General features: G+C 41.2%; 16 protein-coding genes. 13 read left to right on the top strand and 3 right to left on the bottom strand.

All coding sequences use genetic code 11. From position 1 onward, the window contains the following. The first annotated feature begins 10 nt into the window (after positions 1–10). The 4 genes from alr to KNQ97_RS16845 all read left to right on the top strand — a co-directional run bounded on the left by alr (position 11) and on the right by KNQ97_RS16845 (position 4,887). Positions 11–1,114, top strand: coding sequence for an alanine racemase (alr, locus tag KNQ97_RS16860; RefSeq protein ID WP_001137864.1), 1,104 nt, complete (start codon positions 11–13; stop codon positions 1,112–1,114). Positions 1,115–1,124: 10 nt separating this feature from the next. Beyond that, positions 1,125–1,484 carry a RidA family protein gene (locus KNQ97_RS16855; RefSeq protein ID WP_000071346.1) on the top strand — a complete coding sequence of 120 codons (360 nt, stop codon included), beginning with the start codon at positions 1,125–1,127 and terminating at the stop codon, positions 1,482–1,484. Between the two features lie 162 nt (positions 1,485–1,646). After that, complete coding sequence (locus KNQ97_RS16850) at positions 1,647–3,086, top strand: amino acid permease (RefSeq protein ID WP_253612493.1); 1,440 nt, start codon at positions 1,647–1,649, stop codon at positions 3,084–3,086. Positions 3,087–3,456: 370 nt separating this feature from the next. Beyond that, the gene (locus tag KNQ97_RS16845; RefSeq protein ID WP_000178999.1) at positions 3,457–4,887 is read left to right on the top strand and encodes an amino acid permease; all 1,431 of its coding nucleotides are present in this window, start codon (positions 3,457–3,459) and stop codon (positions 4,885–4,887) included. 57 nt (positions 4,888–4,944) lie between these two features. Here the strand turns inward: KNQ97_RS16845 and KNQ97_RS16840 are convergent, their stop codons facing one another. Continuing rightward, positions 4,945–5,826 (bottom strand): LysR family transcriptional regulator, encoded by an 882-nt coding sequence (locus tag KNQ97_RS16840; protein ID WP_000861801.1) that lies wholly within the window; start codon positions 5,824–5,826, stop codon positions 4,945–4,947. Between the two features lie 165 nt (positions 5,827–5,991). Between KNQ97_RS16840 and KNQ97_RS16835 the strand changes: the two genes are divergently transcribed. The 7 genes from KNQ97_RS16835 to KNQ97_RS16805 all read left to right on the top strand — a co-directional run bounded on the left by KNQ97_RS16835 (position 5,992) and on the right by KNQ97_RS16805 (position 14,586). After that, positions 5,992–7,509 carry a CoA-acylating methylmalonate-semialdehyde dehydrogenase gene (locus KNQ97_RS16835; protein WP_001092383.1) on the top strand — a complete coding sequence of 506 codons (1,518 nt, stop codon included), beginning with the start codon at positions 5,992–5,994 and terminating at the stop codon, positions 7,507–7,509. A gap of 11 nt (positions 7,510–7,520) precedes the next feature. After that, positions 7,521–8,411 carry a 3-hydroxyisobutyrate dehydrogenase gene (gene mmsB, locus KNQ97_RS16830; protein ID WP_001017301.1) on the top strand — a complete coding sequence of 297 codons (891 nt, stop codon included), beginning with the start codon at positions 7,521–7,523 and terminating at the stop codon, positions 8,409–8,411. An 81-nt stretch (positions 8,412–8,492) separates the two neighbouring features. Continuing rightward, positions 8,493–10,142: an AMP-binding protein gene (locus KNQ97_RS16825; RefSeq protein WP_125535368.1), complete on the top strand. Its 1,650-nt coding sequence runs from the start codon at positions 8,493–8,495 to the stop codon at positions 10,140–10,142. 11 nt (positions 10,143–10,153) lie between these two features. Continuing rightward, positions 10,154–11,281: an acyl-CoA dehydrogenase family protein gene (locus KNQ97_RS16820; RefSeq protein WP_001160766.1), complete on the top strand. Its 1,128-nt coding sequence runs from the start codon at positions 10,154–10,156 to the stop codon at positions 11,279–11,281. Between the two features lie 21 nt (positions 11,282–11,302). Next, positions 11,303–12,076 carry an enoyl-CoA hydratase gene (locus KNQ97_RS16815; RefSeq protein ID WP_253612492.1) on the top strand — a complete coding sequence of 258 codons (774 nt, stop codon included), beginning with the start codon at positions 11,303–11,305 and terminating at the stop codon, positions 12,074–12,076. 12 nt (positions 12,077–12,088) lie between these two features. Continuing rightward, on the top strand, positions 12,089–13,114 hold the full coding sequence (locus KNQ97_RS16810) for an enoyl-CoA hydratase/isomerase family protein (protein ID WP_253612491.1): 1,026 nt from the start codon (positions 12,089–12,091) through the stop codon (positions 13,112–13,114). 119 nt (positions 13,115–13,233) lie between these two features. Next, complete coding sequence (locus KNQ97_RS16805; protein WP_001193289.1) at positions 13,234–14,586, top strand: MFS transporter; 1,353 nt, start codon at positions 13,234–13,236, stop codon at positions 14,584–14,586. Positions 14,587–14,678: 92 nt separating this feature from the next. Here KNQ97_RS16805 and abaI read toward each other — a convergent pair whose 3' ends face one another. Further along, on the bottom strand, positions 14,679–15,245 hold the full coding sequence (abaI, locus tag KNQ97_RS16800; protein WP_094081398.1) for an acyl-homoserine-lactone synthase AbaI: 567 nt from the start codon (positions 15,243–15,245) through the stop codon (positions 14,679–14,681). A 63-nt stretch (positions 15,246–15,308) separates the two neighbouring features. Continuing rightward, positions 15,309–15,725, bottom strand: coding sequence for a DUF4902 domain-containing protein (locus tag KNQ97_RS16795; RefSeq protein ID WP_004713804.1), 417 nt, complete (start codon positions 15,723–15,725; stop codon positions 15,309–15,311). 761 nt (positions 15,726–16,486) lie between these two features. Here KNQ97_RS16795 and abaR point away from each other — a divergent pair. Both abaR and KNQ97_RS16785 read left to right on the top strand, forming a co-directional pair. Further along, positions 16,487–17,203: a LuxR family transcriptional regulator AbaR gene (gene abaR, locus KNQ97_RS16790; protein ID WP_000446790.1), complete on the top strand. Its 717-nt coding sequence runs from the start codon at positions 16,487–16,489 to the stop codon at positions 17,201–17,203. A 620-nt stretch (positions 17,204–17,823) separates the two neighbouring features. Further along, a complete protein-coding gene (locus tag KNQ97_RS16785) occupies positions 17,824–19,713 on the top strand; it encodes a fatty acyl-AMP ligase (protein WP_253612490.1) in 1,890 nt (629 codons plus the stop codon). The last annotated feature ends 30 nt before the right edge of the window (positions 19,714–19,743 follow it).

Here is a 19,743-nt window from a genome sequence, read left to right as displayed (position 1 = left end):
GAAAGTAATCATGCCTCGTCCTATTACCGCAGTGATCCACCGTCAAGCCTTACAAAATAACTTGGCGGTGGTACGCAAAGCTATGCCAAATAGTAAGGTCTTTGCCGTTGTCAAAGCCAATGCTTATGGACACGGAATTGAACGTGTTTATGAAGCATTTAAAGCAGCAGATGGCTTTGCCTTACTGGATCTTGATGAAGCAAAACGAATTCGTGCTCTAGGCTGGACAGGCCCGATTTTGTTGCTCGAAGGGATTTTTTCTCCTCAAGACTTATTTGATTGTGTGCAGTATCAGCTTAGTTTCACCATTCATAGTGAAGCGCAAATCGAGTGGGTAGAAAAGCATCCTTATCCTGCTCAATTTGATATTTTTTTGAAAATGAACAGTGGTATGAACCGTCTTGGTTTTAAACCACAGCATTATGTGCAGGCTTGGGAACGTTTAAATAATTTGGCAAATGTCGCCAAGATTACCCACATGATGCATTTTTCGGATGCAGATGGTGATCGTTTCGGTCAACAAGGTATTGATTATCAAATTACTGCCTTTGAAGAAATTGTGAAGGATTTACCGGGTGAAAGATCGGTAAGTAATAGTGCGGCAATTCTGCGTTATCAAGACCAGCTCAAATCAGATTATGTCCGTAGCGGCATCATGCTTTATGGCAGCTCGCCAGATTACCCAACCCATAGTATTGCGGATTGGGGCTTGCAGCCGACCATGAGCTTACGTAGTGAAATTATTTCCGTTCAGCATTTGGAGCCGAATGAAAGCGTAGGTTATGGCTCAAACTTTGTCGCAGAGCAACCCATGACGATTGGGATTGTGGCTTGCGGCTATGCCGATGGTTATCAACGTATTTCGCCAACAGGTACTCCAGTTTTAGTGGACTCAGTACGCACGCGTACAGTTGGCCGCGTCAGTATGGATATGTTGGCAGTCGATTTAACGGGTATTGAGAGTGCCAAAGTTGGTAGTGAAGTGGTGCTCTGGGGTCAGTCAAGTACAGGCGTCGTTCTATCTATTGACGATGTTGCAGTTTCATCCGGTACGGTGGGTTATGAACTGATGTGTGCCGTCACCGCCCGTGTTCAATTTATTAATCAGGTATAAGGAAATCCGAATGTCTAATTCAGATATACAAAAGATTAACACTAACGAAGTCATGAGCGCCGTGACTATTTTTAACAAAGTGGTTTATTTGTCAGGTCAGGTGCCTAAAAATACCGAGCAGGACGTGGCAGGTCAAACCCGTGAAATCCTTGCAACAATTGATGAACTTTTGGCATTAGCCAATACCGATAAATCTCGTTTGCTCTCTGCGCAGCTCTATTTGAAAAATCTTTCTGACTTTTCAACCGTAAATGCAATTTGGGTTGACTGGTTAAAAGGGTGTGTTGCTCCATCGCGTGCCACAATTCAGGCCGATTTGGTCAATCCAGATTGGTTAATTGAAATTGCCGTGACGGCAGCACAAAAGTAATTCGGCTTTACTCCAAAAACGATGATGTATCTAACAGAAGGAAGATAGATACGGTTTAACCAGTCGTTTTTTGGTGAACAGATTCAGTGACCTATGGCATACGGTTCAATTTTCGCCATAGGTTGCTGATCTTAACAAAGGAATTCAAAAAGGAATTTTAATATGACAACGGCTCGTCATTCAGATACGGAAAATTCTCCCGATCATCTGCAACGAAAACTGTCTAACCGTCATTTACAACTGATTGCAATTGGCGGTGCAATTGGAACTGGCCTATTTATGGGCTCAGGTAAAACCATCTCCCTCGCAGGTCCTTCAATTCTCTTTATTTATATGATTATTGGAGGCATGTTCTTTTTCTTAATGCGTGCAATGGGTGAACTACTCCTTGCAAATCTGCATTACAAATCTTTTGTTGATATGGCTCATGACCTGATTGGTCCTTGGGCTGGTTACTATTTAGGTTGGACCTATTGGTTAGGTTGGGTGCTGGTCGGTATTGCGGACCTTTCAGCAGTCATTAACTATTTGAGCTTCTGGCTACCCGATGGTGCAAGCTTCTCACCAATACAGCAGGCCATGATTAGTGCAGGCTGTGTGTTGTTTGTGATGGGACTTAACCTCCTTACAGTACGTCTATTTGGTGAAATTGAATTCTGGTTTGCCCTTATTAAGATTCTGGCAATTATTGGCCTGATCGGTGTGGGTGGCTATATGATTTTCAGCCATTTCCAAGCTCCGCAAGGCGCTGTTGCCAGCATTAGTAATGTCTGGTCACATGGCGGTTTATTCCCGAAAGGTACAGAAGGCTTCTTGGCAGGATTCCAGATTGCCGTTTTTGCGTTTGTCGGGGTTGAGTTGGTTGGTACGACAGCTGCTGAAACGAAAGATCCGCAGAAGAACTTACCGAAAGCAATTAACGCGATTCCGGTACGTATTATTTTGTTCTATGTATTGGCGTTATTTATTGTGATGTCGGTAACACCGTGGGATCACATTCGTGCAGATAAAAGCCCGTTTGTTGAGTTATTCTTAAATGCAGGTATTCCGGTTTCTGCGATCATCATGAACTTGGTGGTGCTATCTTCGGTCATGTCTTCAATGAACAGCGGTGTGTTTTCAACGAGCCGTATGTTGTTCGGTTTATCAAAAGACGGTCAGGCACCGGGAGCATTTGGACGTTTATCAAAACGCGCAGTCCCTTCAAATGGTTTGATTTTCTCTTGTACTTTCATTATGGGCGGGGCAGTGCTTCAGTACTTTGTTCCAAACACAATGGAGGCATTTACATTAGCAAGTTCACTCTGTGTGATTCTATTCATTAGTGTCTGGAGTCTCATTATAGTGTGCTATTTACGCTATCGTAAATTACGTCCTGAATTACATGAAAAATCTACATTCAAAATGCCGGGCGGCATTTGGATGAGTTATGTTGTTTTGGCATTCATGCTTTTCACTTTAGTGATCTTGGCATTAGAGCCTGATACCTTAAAAGCGCTATATGTCAGTCCAGTATGGTTGATCATTTTGGGTGTGACTTATCATGTGCTGTATAAACCGCGCATGAAAAGACTAGGACGTGAACTCGTCAACGACCATTAAGTTTTATTAAAAAGCCAATCGAACATGATTGGCTTTTTTTATTTTCTTTAGGTTTTTTATCGGAATAATATTGTTTATTTTTGAGTCATCAGTGCAGTTTTGGAGGGGGTGGTAAAGCGACATTGAACAATATCGCATGCTACACTTCGGCTCATCTGGTGAATTGAGATTGGATAATTAAAATTGCCGTGAAGGCAGTACATAAATAATGCAATTTAAAAAAATAGGGATAAAAGATAGATCAATTAAGGAAAAAATATACTTGAACATCTTGTCCCGATGTATAGACTCAGCAACCCACGATATACGGTTCGTTTTCTCCCTATATGTTGCTGATTGAAATTAAGCAAATATAAAAAGGACTTCTAATATGACAATGGTTCATCATTCAGATGAGGCAAGTTCCCCTGATCATTTACAACGGAAATTAAGTAATCGCCATTTACAGCTCATTGCAATTGGCGGTGCAATTGGTACGGGTCTATTTATGGGCTCGGGCAAAACCATCTCCCTCGCAGGTCCTTCGATTCTCGTTATTTACATGTTAATTGGCGGTATGTTCTTTTTCCTTATGCGTGCATTGGGTGAATTACTGCTTGCTAATTTACATTACAAGTCATTTGTTGATATGGCATATGACTTAATCGGCCCATGGGCTGGCTATTATATTGGCTGGACCTATTGGCTAGGCTGGGTATTGGTCGGTATTGCCGATCTATCAGCAGTTATTAATTATTTAAGTTTCTGGTTGCCCGAAGGTGCCAGTTTCTCACCAATGCAACAGGCTATGATTAGTGCGGGTTGTGTACTATTCGTGTTAGGACTTAATTTGCTTACGGTCAAGTTGTTTGGTGAAGTAGAGTTTTGGTTCGCACTCATTAAGATTTTGGCAATTATTGGCTTAATTGGTGTGGGTGGCTACATGATTCTCACTCATTTCCAAGCTCCTCATGGTGACGTTGTCAGCATCAGTAATGTCTGGTCGCATGGTGGTCTGTTTCCAAAAGGTGTAAGTGGTTTTTTAGCCGGATTCCAGATTGCCGTGTTTGCCTTTATTGGTGTTGAGTTGATTGGTACTACAGCGGCTGAAACGAAAGATCCGCAAACTAACTTACCAAAAGCAATTAACGCGATTCCGGTACGTATTATTCTGTTTTATGTGCTGGCACTTTTTGTCGTGATGTCAGTGACGCCTTGGAATCATATCCGTGCAGATAAAAGCCCGTTTGTTGAATTGTTCTTAAATGCAGGTATTCCGATTTCAGCAATTATCATGAACTTGGTTGTGCTGTCTTCGGTCATGTCTTCGATGAACAGTGGCGTGTTTTCAACGAGCCGTATGTTGTTTGGTTTATCAAAAGATGGTCAGGCACCGAGTGTCTTGGGACGTTTATCAAAACGTGCTGTACCGTCAAATGGCTTAATCTTCTCATGTATTTTCATTATGGGCGGAGCAGTGCTTCAGTACTTTGTTCCAAACACAATGGAAGCATTTACTTTGGCAAGTTCGCTCTGTGTGATTTTATTCATTAGCGTGTGGATTTTAATCATGGCGTGTTATTTACGCTATCGTAAAATTCGCCCAGAGTTACATGCAGCATCTACCTTCAAAATGCCGGGCGGTGTGTTGATGGCTTATGCCGTTATTGCATTCTTCTTGTTTACCTTGGTGATTTTGGCATTAGAGCCAGATACCTTAAAAGCGTTATACGTTAGCCCAGTATGGTTAGTGGTTTTAAGCGTGACCTATTATGCGTTCTATAAGCCGCGTATGAGAAAATTAGGTCAAGAAATCTTTTAATTAACCTGTCTCGATTTACCAGAAAGCCAATCATATGATTGGCTTTTTATTTATTATTTAATCAACCAGTAAATGTTGGTATTTATCGGCCTGTTTACGCAAGTAATCCCAGACCAGTTTAATGCGCGGCTCATGCTGTAAATCAACGAAGGTCAGCATCCAGAACGTATGAGTAAAACGAACTTGTTGTTCTAACACCTCTTCAAGCTCAGGCTTATCATCTGCCAAAAACTTGGGCAAAATTGCAAGACCTGCGCCTGCGCTGACCGCAATTTGTTGCGCCAAAATGCTGCTACTGCGAAAGTTCGCGTTAAGCTTTAAAGGTAAGCGTTCTAGACAATATAGCTCGGGGCTATACACCAGATCATCAATATAGTTCACAAAGCGGTGCTGGGTTAAATCTTCCAGACGGCGAATTGGCGGGTTTTGCGCTAGATAGTTTTGGCTACCATAAATTTTTAAACAGTAATCAGATAAGCGCGTAATGATATAAGGCCCTGAGGTTGGGCGTTCAATCGACACCACAATATCTGCTTCACGGTGCGAGAGCTTAATCATTTTTGGTACGGGTATCAGGTCGATGGTAAGCAGAGGATACTGTATAGAGAACTCAGCCAGTAAGCGGGCTAAAAATGCAGTTCCAAAACCCTCAGGTGTGCCAATTCGCACACGACCTTGTAAAGGTTGATGCGGTTTTTCAATTTGTAAGAAAGCTTGTTCCATTTGTTCAACTCGAGGGACAAGTGCCATCCCTTCGAGAGTTAACTCATAGCCCGTTGCTTCACGCTTAAATAGCGTGGTACCTAAAGCAAGTTCTAGTGCCTGAATCCGTCTAGCCACAGTACTGTGCTCGACACCTATAATACGTGCAGCATTGGTTAGAGTTTTAGTGCGTGCTAAAACCAGAAAAAACTGTAGATGATCCCAATCCACTTTCATTTTTGTTATTGTCCCTGTGCATATTTGCACAACAATCGTGCATGAATTTGCGTTGGTGGTCAAAGATTTCTTTGTTAGTCTCAAATAAAACCTGAATAAAGAAAATACATAGAAAAGTATTTTCTAATAACTGAACACAATAAAAATATGACCTACGGAGAGGTTATGAACACAATCCAGAAAATCGAATTGGACACCGCTAAATTACTTATTAACGGACAGTTTATCGAATCTAAAACACAAGAATGGCAAGACATTGTTAACCCTGCAACTCAGGAAGTGATTGGCCGCGTGCCTTTTGCAACGGTTGAAGAAGTCGACGCTGCTATTCAGGCTGCACAAGATGCTTTTGCTTCATGGCGCCAGACCCCAATTCAGGCACGTATGCGCATCATGCTCAAGCTACAAGACTTGATCCGTGCCAACATGAAAGACATTGCACAAGTATTGACGGCTGAACAAGGTAAAACCTTGGCAGATGCCGAAGGCGATATTCAACGTGGTCTAGAAGTGGTTGAACATGCATGTTCAGTTGGTACTTTACAAATGGGTGAATATGTTGAAGGTGTAGCACGTGGTGTAGATACGTATACCTTGCAACAACCTTTGGGTGTTTGTGCGGGTATTACGCCGTTTAATTTCCCAGCCATGATCCCGCTTTGGATGTTCCCAATGGCTATCGTGTGCGGCAATACTTTTGTTTTAAAACCTTCAGAACAAGATCCATTATCGACCATGATGTTGGTTGAGCTTGCGATACAAGCAGGTATTCCGGCAGGCGTGCTGAACGTTGTGCATGGCGGTAAAGAAGTGGTTGACCGTTTGTGTACCCATAAAGACATTAAAGCAATTTCATTTGTAGGATCAACAGCGGTTGGAACACATGTTTATAACCTTGCAGGGCAGCATGGCAAACGTGTGCAAGCCATGATGGGTGCAAAAAACCATGTGGTTGTGATGCCGGATGCCAATAAAGAACAAACTTTAAATGCTTTAGTAGGTGCAGCGTTTGGTGCTGCTGGGCAACGCTGTATGGCATTGTCGGTTGCAGTGATGGTTGGTGACAGTAAACAGTGGATTCAAGAGTTAGTTGAAAAAGCCAAAACTCTAAAAGTAAATGCAGGCCATGAACCAAATACTGACATTGGTCCAGTGATTTCAAAACGTGCCAAAGCGCGTGTAATTGACTTGATTAATAGCGGTGTTGAGCAAGGTGCAGAGTTACTACTCGATGGTCGCAATGTTCAAGTACAAGGTTATGAGTCAGGTAACTTTGTGGGTGCCACGATTTTTAGTGGCGTAAATACCGACATGCGCATTTATAAAGAAGAAATCTTTGGCCCGGTACTTTCAATTATTTGTGTAGATACACTCGATGAAGCGATTGCTTTGATCAATGCCAACCCATTTGGTAACGGTGTAGGTCTATTCACACAAAGCGGTGCCATTGCACGTACTTTCCAAAACCTTATTGATATTGGTCAAGTCGGTATCAATATTCCAATTCCTGTACCAGTGCCGTTCTTTAGTTTTACCGGTTCAAGAGGCTCAAAACTAGGTGATTTAGGACCATACGGTAAACAGGCTGTGCAGTTCTATACCCAAACCAAAACGATTACCAGTCGCTGGTTTGAAGATAGCCATGAAGTTGGCGGTGTAAATACAACCATTAGTTTACGTTAAGGGGATCACGGATGAATATCGCCTTTATCGGTCTAGGCAATATGGGCGGCAGAATGGCCCAAAACCTACTAAAAGCCGGACTCAAAGTTTATGGTTACGACCTCAGTGAAGTCGCGATTCAGCACTTCGCCGAGGCAGGGGGGGTGGTTTGCGACAGCCCACAGGACGCAGCTAAACAAGCAGATGTAGTCATTACCATGTTGCCTGCGGCGAAGCATGTTAAAGAGGTTTACTTGGGCGAAAATGGTGTCTTGGAAGTGCTAAAAGCAGGTAGCTTATGCATTGATAGCAGCACCATTGACCCGCAAACCATTAAAGACATTGCTGCTGTTGCACGTAGCAAAAATATTAAAATTTGTGATGCACCAGTTTCTGGTGGAACCATTGGTGCTCAAGCAGGAACCTTAACCTTCATGGTCGGTGCCGATGAGCAAACCTTTAATGAGGTGAAACCTGTGCTCAGCCACATGGGCAAAAATATTGTTCACTGTGGTGATGTGGGTGCAGGTCAAATTGCCAAAATTTGCAATAACCTGATTTTAGGAATTTCAATGGCTGCGGTGGCCGAAGGCATGGCGCTGGGGGTGAAGCTAGGCATCGACCCACAAGCATTGGCAGGTGTAATTAATACTTCAAGTGGCCGTTGCTGGAGTTCGGATGTATGTAACCCATGGCCACATATTAATGAAAATGCGCCCGCATCTCGAGGCTATCAAGATGGGTTTGCGACACAGCTAATGTTAAAAGATTTAGGACTCGCTGTAGAAGCCGCAGGCCAAGTGAAACAGCCGGTTTTATTAGGTGGCATGGTACAACAGCTTTATCAGCAAATGTGTATGCGTGGTAATGCTCATCTCGATTTCTCGAGCATTATTCAACAATACCTACCACAAGAGACATAACGGTAAAGCCAAAGGATGGCTTTAAACGAATAAATCAAACCCTGTCGTGAATAACAACAAATCCGGACTGAGGGAAAAGATATGATGGATTATCAAAATGCTGTACAGGCTTTCGATTTGGAAAGCACTGCTAAACAGATGTTGTCAGGTTCACTCGATGCATTGAACGCATGTTATGAATGTTGTGATAGACATGCAAATGGCGACAAAATCGCACTGTACTGGCAAGGAAAAGACGGTCGCAAAGAACAATATACCTTCCGTGAACTAAAAGAATGGTCGAGTCAGTTTGCTAACTTTTTAAAATCACAAGGTGTGAAAGCGGGAGACCGTATTTCAGGCTTATTGCCAAGAACACCTGAACTGATTGTGACCATTTTGGCAGCTTGGCGAATTGGTGCGGTGTATCAACCCCTATTTACTGCCTTTGGTCCCAAAGCGATTGAGCACCGTATTCAACTTGCTCAAAGTAAGCTGGTGGTGACCGATATGGGCAACCGTAGCAAGCTCGACGAAATTGAAAAGTGTCCTGCAATTATGACAGTGGCCGATGCTCAAGGTACTCCGCTTAAAGCAGGTGATTTTAATTTCTGGAGTGAAGTGAAGCAGCAGTCCGATCAATGTGATCTGGTGATGCGTAGCATCCAAGATCCTTTCTTGCTTATGTTTACGTCTGGCACTACAGGACCAGCGAAACCATTGGAAGTGCCACTAAAAGCATTGATTGCTTTTGGTCGATATATGCAAGATGCCATTGGTTTAACCGAAGAGGATTCATTCTGGAATATTGCAGATCCGGGTTGGGCGTATGGGTTGTACTATGCGATTACTGGGCCGTTATTTTTAGGCCATGCCACTTTGTTCTATGAAGGCGGTTTTAGCACCGATAGCCTATGCCAAATTGTGAAAGATTATAAGGTTAACAACTTGGCAGGTGCACCAACCGCTTACCGCATGATGATGGCAGCTGACCCAGCACAAATGGCACCGTTAAAAGGACAATTCCGTGTGGTGAGTAGTGCAGGAGAGCCGCTAAATCCGGAAGTAATTCGTTGGTTTAAACAAGTCCTTGATGCTCCAATTTATGACCACTACGGGCAAACTGAAGTAGGCATGGTGGTGTGTAATCATCATGGTTTAAAACATGAAATTCATGCTGGTTCAGCAGGTTTTCCAAGTCCGGGCTATCGTGTTGCGATTGTTAATGAACAAGGTGAAGAACTTCCGCCAGACACACCGGGAATTTTAGCAGTCGACATTAGCCAGTCTCCAATGATGTGGTTTGGTGGCTATAAAGAAAGTCGTAAATCACCTTTCATCGGTCATTACTACTTAACGGGTGATACTGCCGAGCTACATGCCGATGGCAGTATGAGCTTTGTCGGCCGTAGTGATGATGTGATCACCACATCGGGTTACCGTATTGGACCTTTTGATGTGGAAAGCGCACTACTTGAACACGACGCTGTGATTGAAGCCGCAGTAATAGGCGTGCCTGATCCGGATCGCACCGAAGTGGTTAAGGCTTTTGTAATTTTAGCTGCGGGCATACAACCTTCAGATGCGCTTGCTGAAGAACTCAGTCAGTTTGTTAAAAGACGACTTTCTGCTCATGCTTACCCACGATTAGTTGAATTTGTGAGTGAATTACCTAAAACTCCAAGTGGCAAAATTCAGCGCTTTTTATTGCGTAATCAAGAAATTGCTAAACAACAAGCTAAAGCAGGGTAAAGGAAATAATAATGCAATTTACCGAAGAACAATTACTCATTCGTGATATGGCGAAAAGTTTCGCCCAAGAACAAATCAAGCCTAATGCCAGTGATTGGGATCGAGATGGAACTTTTCCAAAAGAAACTCTGACTCAAATGGGACAACTCGGTTTTATGGGAATGCTTGTTTCAGAGGAATGGGGTGGTTCAGACACGGGTAACTTAGCCTATGTACTGGCACTCGAGGAAGTTGCAGCAGCGGATGGTGCAACCTCGACCATTATGAGTGTACATAACTCGGTTGGTTGTGTGCCTATTTTAAAATTTGGGACTGACGAGCAAAAAGAGCGCTTTTTAAAACCTTTGGCACAAGGTGAAATGATTGGAGCTTTTGCCTTAACCGAACCGCATACTGGCTCAGATGCAGCAGCCATCAAAACCCGTGCGGTAAAAGATGGTGACGATTACATTTTAAATGGTGCCAAGCAGTTTATTACCTCGGGTAATAATGCTGGCGTCATTATCGTATTTGCTGTGACCGATCCGAGCGCAGGAAAAAAGGGGATTAGTGCATTTTTAGTCCCACGCGAGACACCGGGTTATGAAGTGATTCGCGTTGAAGAAAAACTGGGTCTGCATGCTTCAGATACGTGTCAGATTGCTCTGACAGATGTACGCATCCATAAAAGTCTCATGCTGGGTAAAGAAGGTGAAGGCCTGAAAATTGCTCTCGCCAATTTAGAAGGTGGACGTATTGGTATTGCTGCACAAGCAGTCGGTCTAGCACGTGCGGCGCTCGAAGAAGCAACTCGTTATGCAAAAGAACGTATTACTTTTGGAAAACCAATTTTTGAACATCAAACCATCGCTTTTCGCCTTGCTAGCATGGCAACTGAAATTGAAGCAGCGAGACAATTGGTTCACTACGCCGCACGTTTAAAAGAAGCAGGTCAACCATGTCTCAACGAAGCTTCAATGGCCAAGTTATTTGCTTCAGAAATGACTGAGCGTGTGTGCTCAAGTGCCCTACAAGTGTTTGGTGGCTATGGCTATCTCAGAGACTTCCCAATTGAGCGTATTTATCGTGATGCGCGTATTTGTCAAATTTACGAAGGCACAAGTGATATCCAACGTTTAGTCATCGCACGTAGTCTATAAAACCAGAACAAGGAATAAATAATGCAGTGGCAAAGTATTTTATTAGAAAAGCGTAATGGGGTTGGATTGATTACATTAAATCGCCCTCAAGCGCTCAATGCTTTAAATAGTGAATTAATTAGCGAAATTAATCAGGCATTAGATCAACTCGAAAAAGATCGCGAAATTGGCTGCATCGTATTAGCCGGCTCAGAAAAAGCTTTTGCCGCAGGGGCCGACATTAAAGAAATGGCCGATTTGGCATTTCCCGATATTTATTTAGATGACTTTTTTCATCTTGCAGACCGTATTGCACAGCGCCGTAAACCTTTAATTGCTGCGGTGAGTGGCTATGCATTGGGTGGTGGCTGTGAATTAGCACTCATGTGTGACTTTATTTATTGTGCTGATAACGCCAAGTTTGGTTTACCCGAAGTCACTTTAGGGGTAATTCCGGGTATTGGTGGGACACAACGATTAACCCATGCCATTGGTAAAGCTAAAGCAATGGAAATGTGCCTTACCGCTCGTCAAATGGGCGCAGTAGAGGCAGAACAAAGTGGTTTGGTTGCACGTGTGTTTAGTAAAGAAGAATTACTTGAACAAACCTTGCAAGCCGCTGAAAAAATCGCAGCACGGTCTTTAACTGCAAACATAATGCTCAAAGAAACCATTAATCGAGCTTTTGAGGTGAATCTCACCGAAGGTTTACGTTTTGAACGCCGCATGTTCCACTCCATTTTTGCAACTGCGGACCAAAAAGAAGGCATGCAGGCATTTGTTGAAAAACGGCAGGCAAATTTTAAAAATCAGTAAGAGATCAATAAAATGAATACAGAAAATCACTTAATGATTGAGCGACAAGGTAAGCTTGGCGTGATCACCTTAGATCGTGTGACTCATCTCAATGCATTGTCGCTAGATATGATTGAAGGAATTGGCGCCCAATTGGAGTTGTGGCGAAATGATGCTGCTGTTCAGGCGATCTTAATCAAATCAAATAGCCCAAAAGCCTTCTGTGCAGGTGGCGATATTCGCTATCTCTACGACAGTTATAAAAATGGCACAGCCGATTACAAAGGCTACTTTAGTGCCGAATATAAAATGCTCAATACACTGCGCGAATATGAAAAGCCAATCATCGTTGTGCTTGATGGCTATGTATTAGGCGGTGGTTTTGGCTTGGCTCAGGCGTGTCACATTGTGGTAAGCAGTGAAAAGTCCAGATTTGCCATGCCTGAAACAGCGATTGGTTTTTTCCCGGACGTTGGCGCAACTCATTTCCTGTCTCGCCTTGATGATATTGGCGTTTATATGGCAATTACGGGTGAGCAGATCAGCAGTAGTGATGCGCTCTATCTCGACTTAATTGACTACCATGTGCCAAGCGATCAGTTACAAGCGTTGCAAGACGCTCTCGTTGAAGCGCCAAGTTTAAGCAAAGAGGGAATTGAACACATCATTACCCGATTTATTACTCGTCCTGCTGAAAGTGAACTCAAACAGTTGGCAGAAGGTATCCGTAAACACTTCGGATATCAGCATTTAGATGAGATCGAGCAAAGTCTTGAAAATGAACAAGATGAAAGCTTAAAGACTTGGGCGAGTAAAATGCTTAGTATTTTGCAGCAGCGTTCATTTATTGCCAAACAAACCAGCTTGAAACTGCAACATTTAGGCCGTGGACTTTCACTACAGCAGTGTATGCAACTTGAGCGTGATTTACAGGATATCTGGTTTGAGCATGGTGACTTTATTGAAGGCGTTCGTGCGCTCATTGTTGATAAAGATAAACAACCACGGTGGCAAGAACGTAATACTGAGCTGGAACAAATTTTAGAAAAACTAAGCTAAACCATTTTTCAAACACATAAAAAGCTTAAGGAGATCAAGCGAGACCTGAACATGCTTATGGTCAGGACAGATCATAAGCATAAAAAGACAAAAAAAGAAAATCTAAAAAGGACATTACGATGCAAACAATACATGGAAACGGTTCACATCCTAAAAAGTCGTCACATCGATTAGCAGGCATCTCTAGCATGGTCGGCACCACGATTGAGTGGTATGACTTTTTTGTTTATGGTGCAGCAGCAGCGCTCATTTTTAACAAATTATTTTTCCCAAATCTGGACCCACTTACAGGTGTGCTTGCAGCATTTGCAACCTATGCTGTTGGGTTTATTGGGCGGCCTTTAGGGGGGTTAGTCTTTGGCCATTTCGGTGACAAGATTGGCCGTAAGTCAATGTTGTTGCTAACGCTGATGCTCATGGGGATTCCAACCGTACTGATTGGCCTCTTACCGACTTACGAATCAATTGGATATTGGGCTGCAATTGGCTTGGTGATCTTGCGATTTATTCAAGGTATGGCCATGGGCGGTGAGTGGGGCGGTGCTGTGCTTATGGCAGTAGAACATGCACCCGAAGGTGGTAAAGGGTTTTGGGGAAGTTTGCCTCAAGCCAGTACCGGTGGGGGCTTAATGCTCGCCTCAATCGCACTAGGACTGGTGTCGTTATTACCTGAGCAAGCATTGTTTAGCTGGGGCTGGCGTTTACCATTTCTTGCCAGCATTATTTTACTGGCAGTGGGTTGGTATATTCGTGTAAAAGTGCCTGAGTCACCAGACTTTGAAAAAGTAAAACAACAGTCCGAAGAAGTCAAAGTTCCGGCTTTTCAAGTTTTTAAAAACCATCCAAAACAACTTATCACCATTATTTTGGCTCGCGCTGCCGAAAATGCATGGTTCTATATTGCTTCAACCTTTACGCTAGCTTACACCACCACACAATTAGGTATTCCACGACAAGACATTTTGTTTGCCACTATTTGCGGTGCAGCCGTGATTTTATTTATGACGCCGTTATGCGGACATTTGTCCGATAAAGTCGGTCAACGCAATATGTTTATGTTTGGTCTATGTGTATTGGCACTTTATTCTTATCCATTTTTTAGCATGCTCAATACCAAAGATCCAGTACTGGTCTGGACGGCAATTGTTTTGGCAATTGGTGTGGTGTTCCCGATTATGTATGCGCCACAAGCTCAGCTTTTTGCGCGTCAATTTCCTGCTGAAATTCGTTATAGCGGTATTTCGATTTCGGTACAGTTGGCAGGTGTACTAGGTGGTGGTTTAGCCCCTATGATTGCCACTAAACTGCTCAGTATTGGGCAAGGCAATCCATATTTAATTATGTTTTATATCGGAAGTATGGCTGTAGTTGCGATTATATCGACATCATTTATGCCGCGTGATTGGAGCTATAAAAAGGATGAGACTTATTATAAGAAAGCAAACTTAAATCTAAAAACCAAGATTGATTGATATGCACTCATCTTGCTCGGTCATATGTATAGATTGCTATGTAAAAATTAGGACTCATGCCCCAAAGATAGGCATGAGTCCTATATAAGAAATTAGATATCAATCAAGCATGCAAACATCGAATATCCATCAATCGTCATTGGTGGACCTGCACGATGGGCACGAAAACCCGCAGCACGTAATAAACGTTCTACTCCAAGAGGAGAAGTCGTAATGAGTTGTTTTGCGCCTTGTTCTCTTGCAAAGTTGATTGCTTCTTGCAGAATTGCAATTGAGACAGGTGATGACACAGCCTGACTGGTAGAGGAAGGCGGATTTGAAAAATCTACGGCTGAAAACCTTGATAATTCCCAAATTTCTGGTGAGCAGGGAATAGGCATTCCATTGAGAAGTTGGGGAAATATTTCCCCGAGTAAATAGGGTTGTGTGGTGGGTAGTAATCTGGCACAACCAATGATATTGGATTCTCTGTCTTGAGCCACGACATAAGCTGTATCGATTTTATCAAATTGATCTAGTTCTTCATTGTTTGGACAGTTCAACTCCCAACCCAAATATTCAACAAATACCCTGTAGCGGTAACTTTTAAATTTGGTATATAGGCCTTCTGAAAAATTGTTTTGAAATCCAGCAATAATATTCATTACAAGTGCTTCCACTTATTTTTCAAGTGACTTTACTGAACAGCTGGAAAGGCGGTAACTGTAAGAATTTACAGGTTTCTAAGAGAAGGTTTGACTTAATGAAGACTTGGTTAATGACGTATTGATTTGGGCATAAATAAACGGTTCCCAGAACAAAGTATCTATTTTTTTCTCGAGTAATGTTTCATTAATATCAAATCCGATATCCATACCAGATACATCAACAATCATGATATTGCTTCGAGGTAACCCCACTCGTTTTACGGTAGTGATGCCATTATTCTCAATGAGTTCCCAATCCCATCCGGTACTTAAAGCTGGAGTTTGTGAAGTTGCCCATTCAGTAAAACCATAATAGAAAATTTGAGACGCTTCAGTATGTCTAGATTCAACGATAGAGATGATGTGTTGGAGAGGATAACTCATGAGTTGGTTTTCATTCATTCGAATAAAACCATCTGTTGAGATAGAGAAATGAGGGGGTATGCTAACCATGCTACCTGCTTAAGTACCCTAAATTAAGATTTAATGAATAAATAACATAAATTTTTGCCAATAAAATACTGTTATATTTAACAGGTTAACTGTAATTTGTTAGCACATCTTTAAGCTCTTCTTATTAGAGAGATTTTCGGGTAAAAAGTTATTTTTTTTTAAAGAGACTCCTTCGATGGAGCTTATTACATAGTCAATATTGTTACTACTTAAATACTAATTACAAGTATAGGGATTTTTACTTTAATTGATTGGTTTTTAAAGTATTATAATTATTTTTAGTTTTTATATATAAAAACTAAGAAAATTGGAGATATCGAATAATTGATAGACAATATTATTTAATTAAATTAATAAAAGCATACTATAAAAATTAAGTAGTCGACCTCTTTATAAATTAAAAAAATATATATTTTGGAATAAAATGCATCGTGTAAATTTTAATTTTTAAAGCATAATCTGCGCATGAAATATAACAACCTTGAAAGCTTTCAGACATCTAGTTTATCTGAATAATTTGCAACCATTCCGGGCTTAAAAGTGTTGTTAATTGGATGATGAATTCAAAATCTTTTATTGAGAGCTCTAATAGAAGAGTAGGCGCCGAAAATATATTTAGCAACTTCAGAATCTTTTAGTTTTTTGAAGGACTTTATGGAAATTACGGTAAAAGATTAGACCTGCACTTCAATTTGATTGCTTGGATTCACAATATGCAACCGAATAAAAAATAGTCTGTGAATGGAGTCTAATGAGAGCAAATGGAAAGTTGGCAAGAGGATTTATTATCAGCATTTTTGGTGGTAAAAAATGAATACCAGTTGTTTGAGATCGTTAAATCTACCGCATCAAGGCTCGGATTTGACTATTGCGCTTATGGTATGCAATCACCCTTATCTATTGCTGAACCAAAAACAATTATGTTGAATAATTATCCAGAAGCATGGCAGAAACGTTATGTGGAACGGCAATATGTGAAGATAGATCCAACTGTGCAGCATTGTATGGTATCACTTCAACCTCTTGTTTGGTCGAGTCAATCTGCAAAGACACAGGCAGAAAAAGATTTTTGGGAGGAGGCGCGTTCTTATGGTTTAAATGTCGGTTGGGCTCAGTCAAGCCGTGATTTTATTGGGACCCGAGGAATGCTAACACTGGCAAGATCCAATGACCAGTTATCAGAAAAAGAGCAAAAAGCACAATATACGAATATGTACTGGTTGACTCAAACAGTGCATTCCAGCATTGCTAAAATAGTAAATGATGTAGAGTTTGCTAAATTCAATCTTTATTTAACGAACAGGGAAAAAGAGGCGCTACGTTGGACTGCCGAAGGCAAAACGTCAGCAGAAATAGCTCAGATTCTTGGAGTAACTGAAAGAACCGTAAATTTCCATCTCAGTAATTCCATGCAAAAGTTAAATGTAAATAATAAAATTTCAGCAGCTATTCGAGCTGTAATGCTAGGGCTTTTGTAGAGATTATAAATAACACAGGACTTTAATATTAAAATTAAAAAATAAATAATTTTAAGATTTATATGATTGATTTAAGTTAATCAAATGTTTTAAATTTAAGGAAATATAATAAATTGATTTTTAATATTAAAATAAAATATCTATTTACTTATTTATAAGCTATATTATTAAATGTTTATATTTTATATAGGCCTATATAAATATAATAATTTGATTTTTAATTTATATTATTTTTATAAAGTTTTTGAAATTATTTAATCTAGAGTTAAAAATAATAAGAAAGAAACTGTTTAAGAGTAAAAAACCTTCAAAATCTTGGCTTATGCGTATCTAAATTAGGAATAGATGAGGCATTAATTTAAAATAATGATAAGAAATTAAAAATATATAACTGAACAAAAAATGATTCATATAAAGGATTTAGCTTCTTAATTTTCGATAAGAGACCACTAACCTGTAAACACTTACAGGTGTAATAATTAATACTCATACATAAAATATAATGTGAATTTATATTTTAAATAAAAAGTATATTTATTCTTTATTAAGAAACCTAGCAAGAAATGTCGTTTCTGAATTGGCAGATTTTAAAGGTTAATTATAATTAATCGGAGTAAGTTATGGCTGTAATGTGTACGGATAATATCATTGCAACTTTGGAATCCCACGCAAAATTAAATGGAAATAAGATCGCTTTTGAGTATTTGGGACGCCAGTCTGGTGGTATTCAGTCTCTGACATATGCAGATTTGAATGAGCGAGTTCAACATCAAGCCCAAATATTAATGAATCTTGTAGACAGTGGTGACCGTGCCGTATTGCTGTTCGAACCTGGGTTGGACTTTATCGTATCGTTCTTTGCCTGTCTGAAAGCTAAAATTATTGCAGTACCAGTCAGCTTACCGTTTAACCGTAATGGTTTTTCTAATATTTTGAATATTATGAATGACTGTGAGCCTAAGATTGTACTCACAACAAAAAAGATTCTTGAGCTCGCAGGTCTTATCACACTAAAAGCTCAAAATGAAAATTTGATATTACATGCTGTTGATGCTGAATTGCAGCGTGACTTGGTGGAAAAGGATTTTCCGCTTATTACTGAAAAAGATATCTGCTTCCTTCAATATACTTCAGGCTCAACAGGCTGGCCTAAAGGCGTAATTGTCACTCATAAAAATATTATGGCCAATGAAGTCATGATTGCTGAAGCTTTTGGTACACAACCAGAAGATGTTGGCCTGACGTGGCTGCCTGTTTACCACGATATGGGGTTGATCGGCTCGGTTTTGCAAACTGTATATGTGGGTCTGACTTGTTATGTCATGTCGCCTCTGGACTTCATTCGAAAACCTCTTAAATGGCTACAATTTATTAGTGAAAAAGGCGTCACGATTAGTGGTGGACCAAACTTTGCCTATGAATTGTGCCTACATCGCATCACTGATGAGCAGGCTGCAGCGCTTGATCTAAGCCGTGTGCGTGTGCTGTTTAATGGTGCCGAGCCAATCAAAGCTCATGTCATGCAACGCTTCATGGAGAAGTTCAATACACAATCGAAGCTCCGACTTGATACTTTCTTGCCATGTTATGGCTTGGCAGAAGTGACGCTCTTAGTCAGTGGCGTAACTGGCCCTCTCAATGCAATTTCACTTGATCGTGACAAGTTAAATGCCCATTTGGTACAGACCAGCCAAGATCAGACAGCCGTGCAAGTAGTGAGTTGTGGCAAGATCTCGAAACATATTGATTGTCGTATCGTTAATCCTCATACCCGTAAAGAGGTAGCGGCTCATGAAGTCGGTGAAATCTGGCTAGCAGGTGAGAGTGTCACTGCGGGTTACTGGCAAAAGCCGGAAGTTAATCAGGAAACCTTTGAAGCAACGATCCTTGATGAGGCGGGACAACCTGGCCAAGTACACTACTTAAGAACGGGTGATATGGGCTTTATCAAAAACGGAGACCTTTATATAACCGGCCGCCTTAAGGATGTGATTATCATTCGTGGCAAAAACTATTATCCGCAAGATATCGAATGCTCTGTTGAAATGGCACATCCTGCTGTTCGTAAAGGTTGTGTTGCGGCAGTGAACTTTGCTGATTCTGAAGGGGTTACGGTTGTACTTGAGATTAAGAAAAAGTCCTTAGATAAGACACTTAATTTTGAAACCATCAGAACTCAAGTTAAAGAACAAGTGGCGGCTGATATTGGCTTGCCTGTAGACGGTGTCTATTTACTGCACCAAGGCCGAATAAATAAGACCACTAGCGGCAAAATTAGAAGAAGAAAAATTAAAGAGCAGATCGAACGCGGTCAACTGGTCTGTTTAACCCATCCAAACCGTAGAACGGTGATTGCTCGAAACTATGTCAAGAACGGCTTAGACGTCATCCGTGATCGTGAGCAGCGGGGGCAGCTGATTCGTTATAGCTCCAATCTACTCAACTCAATGATCAAGGAACGTGAAGTACGCACGCTGATTTTTAATCGTCTGAAAAGTGCTTTGTTTTAACCCTTATCTTTTAAATCTTTGAGTGAAAAT

Source organism: Acinetobacter sp. UC24323, assembly GCF_024151445.1.
GTDB lineage: Bacteria > Pseudomonadota > Gammaproteobacteria > Pseudomonadales > Moraxellaceae > Acinetobacter > Acinetobacter baumannii.
Note: the sequence above shows the minus strand (reverse complement) of the source record. Positions and strands in the feature narration are given on the sequence as shown.

Coding starts and splice junctions, on each gene's coding strand:
- alr (WP_001137864.1), top strand. CDS start 11: ATGCCTCGTCCTATTACCGCAGTGATCCACCGTCAAGCCTTACAAAAT.
- KNQ97_RS16840 (WP_000861801.1), bottom strand. CDS start 5,826: ATGAAAGTGGATTGGGATCATCTACAGTTTTTTCTGGTTTTAGCACGC.
- KNQ97_RS16825 (WP_125535368.1), top strand. CDS start 8,493: ATGATGGATTATCAAAATGCTGTACAGGCTTTCGATTTGGAAAGCACT.
- KNQ97_RS16805 (WP_001193289.1), top strand. CDS start 13,234: ATGCAAACAATACATGGAAACGGTTCACATCCTAAAAAGTCGTCACAT.
- mmsB (WP_001017301.1), top strand. CDS start 7,521: ATGAATATCGCCTTTATCGGTCTAGGCAATATGGGCGGCAGAATGGCC.
- KNQ97_RS16820 (WP_001160766.1), top strand. CDS start 10,154: ATGCAATTTACCGAAGAACAATTACTCATTCGTGATATGGCGAAAAGT.
- KNQ97_RS16810 (WP_253612491.1), top strand. CDS start 12,089: ATGAATACAGAAAATCACTTAATGATTGAGCGACAAGGTAAGCTTGGC.
- abaR (WP_000446790.1), top strand. CDS start 16,487: ATGGAAAGTTGGCAAGAGGATTTATTATCAGCATTTTTGGTGGTAAAA.
- KNQ97_RS16795 (WP_004713804.1), bottom strand. CDS start 15,725: ATGGTTAGCATACCCCCTCATTTCTCTATCTCAACAGATGGTTTTATT.
- KNQ97_RS16855 (WP_000071346.1), top strand. CDS start 1,125: ATGTCTAATTCAGATATACAAAAGATTAACACTAACGAAGTCATGAGC.
- KNQ97_RS16845 (WP_000178999.1), top strand. CDS start 3,457: ATGACAATGGTTCATCATTCAGATGAGGCAAGTTCCCCTGATCATTTA.
- KNQ97_RS16835 (WP_001092383.1), top strand. CDS start 5,992: ATGAACACAATCCAGAAAATCGAATTGGACACCGCTAAATTACTTATT.
- KNQ97_RS16850 (WP_253612493.1), top strand. CDS start 1,647: ATGACAACGGCTCGTCATTCAGATACGGAAAATTCTCCCGATCATCTG.
- KNQ97_RS16815 (WP_253612492.1), top strand. CDS start 11,303: ATGCAGTGGCAAAGTATTTTATTAGAAAAGCGTAATGGGGTTGGATTG.
- KNQ97_RS16785 (WP_253612490.1), top strand. CDS start 17,824: ATGGCTGTAATGTGTACGGATAATATCATTGCAACTTTGGAATCCCAC.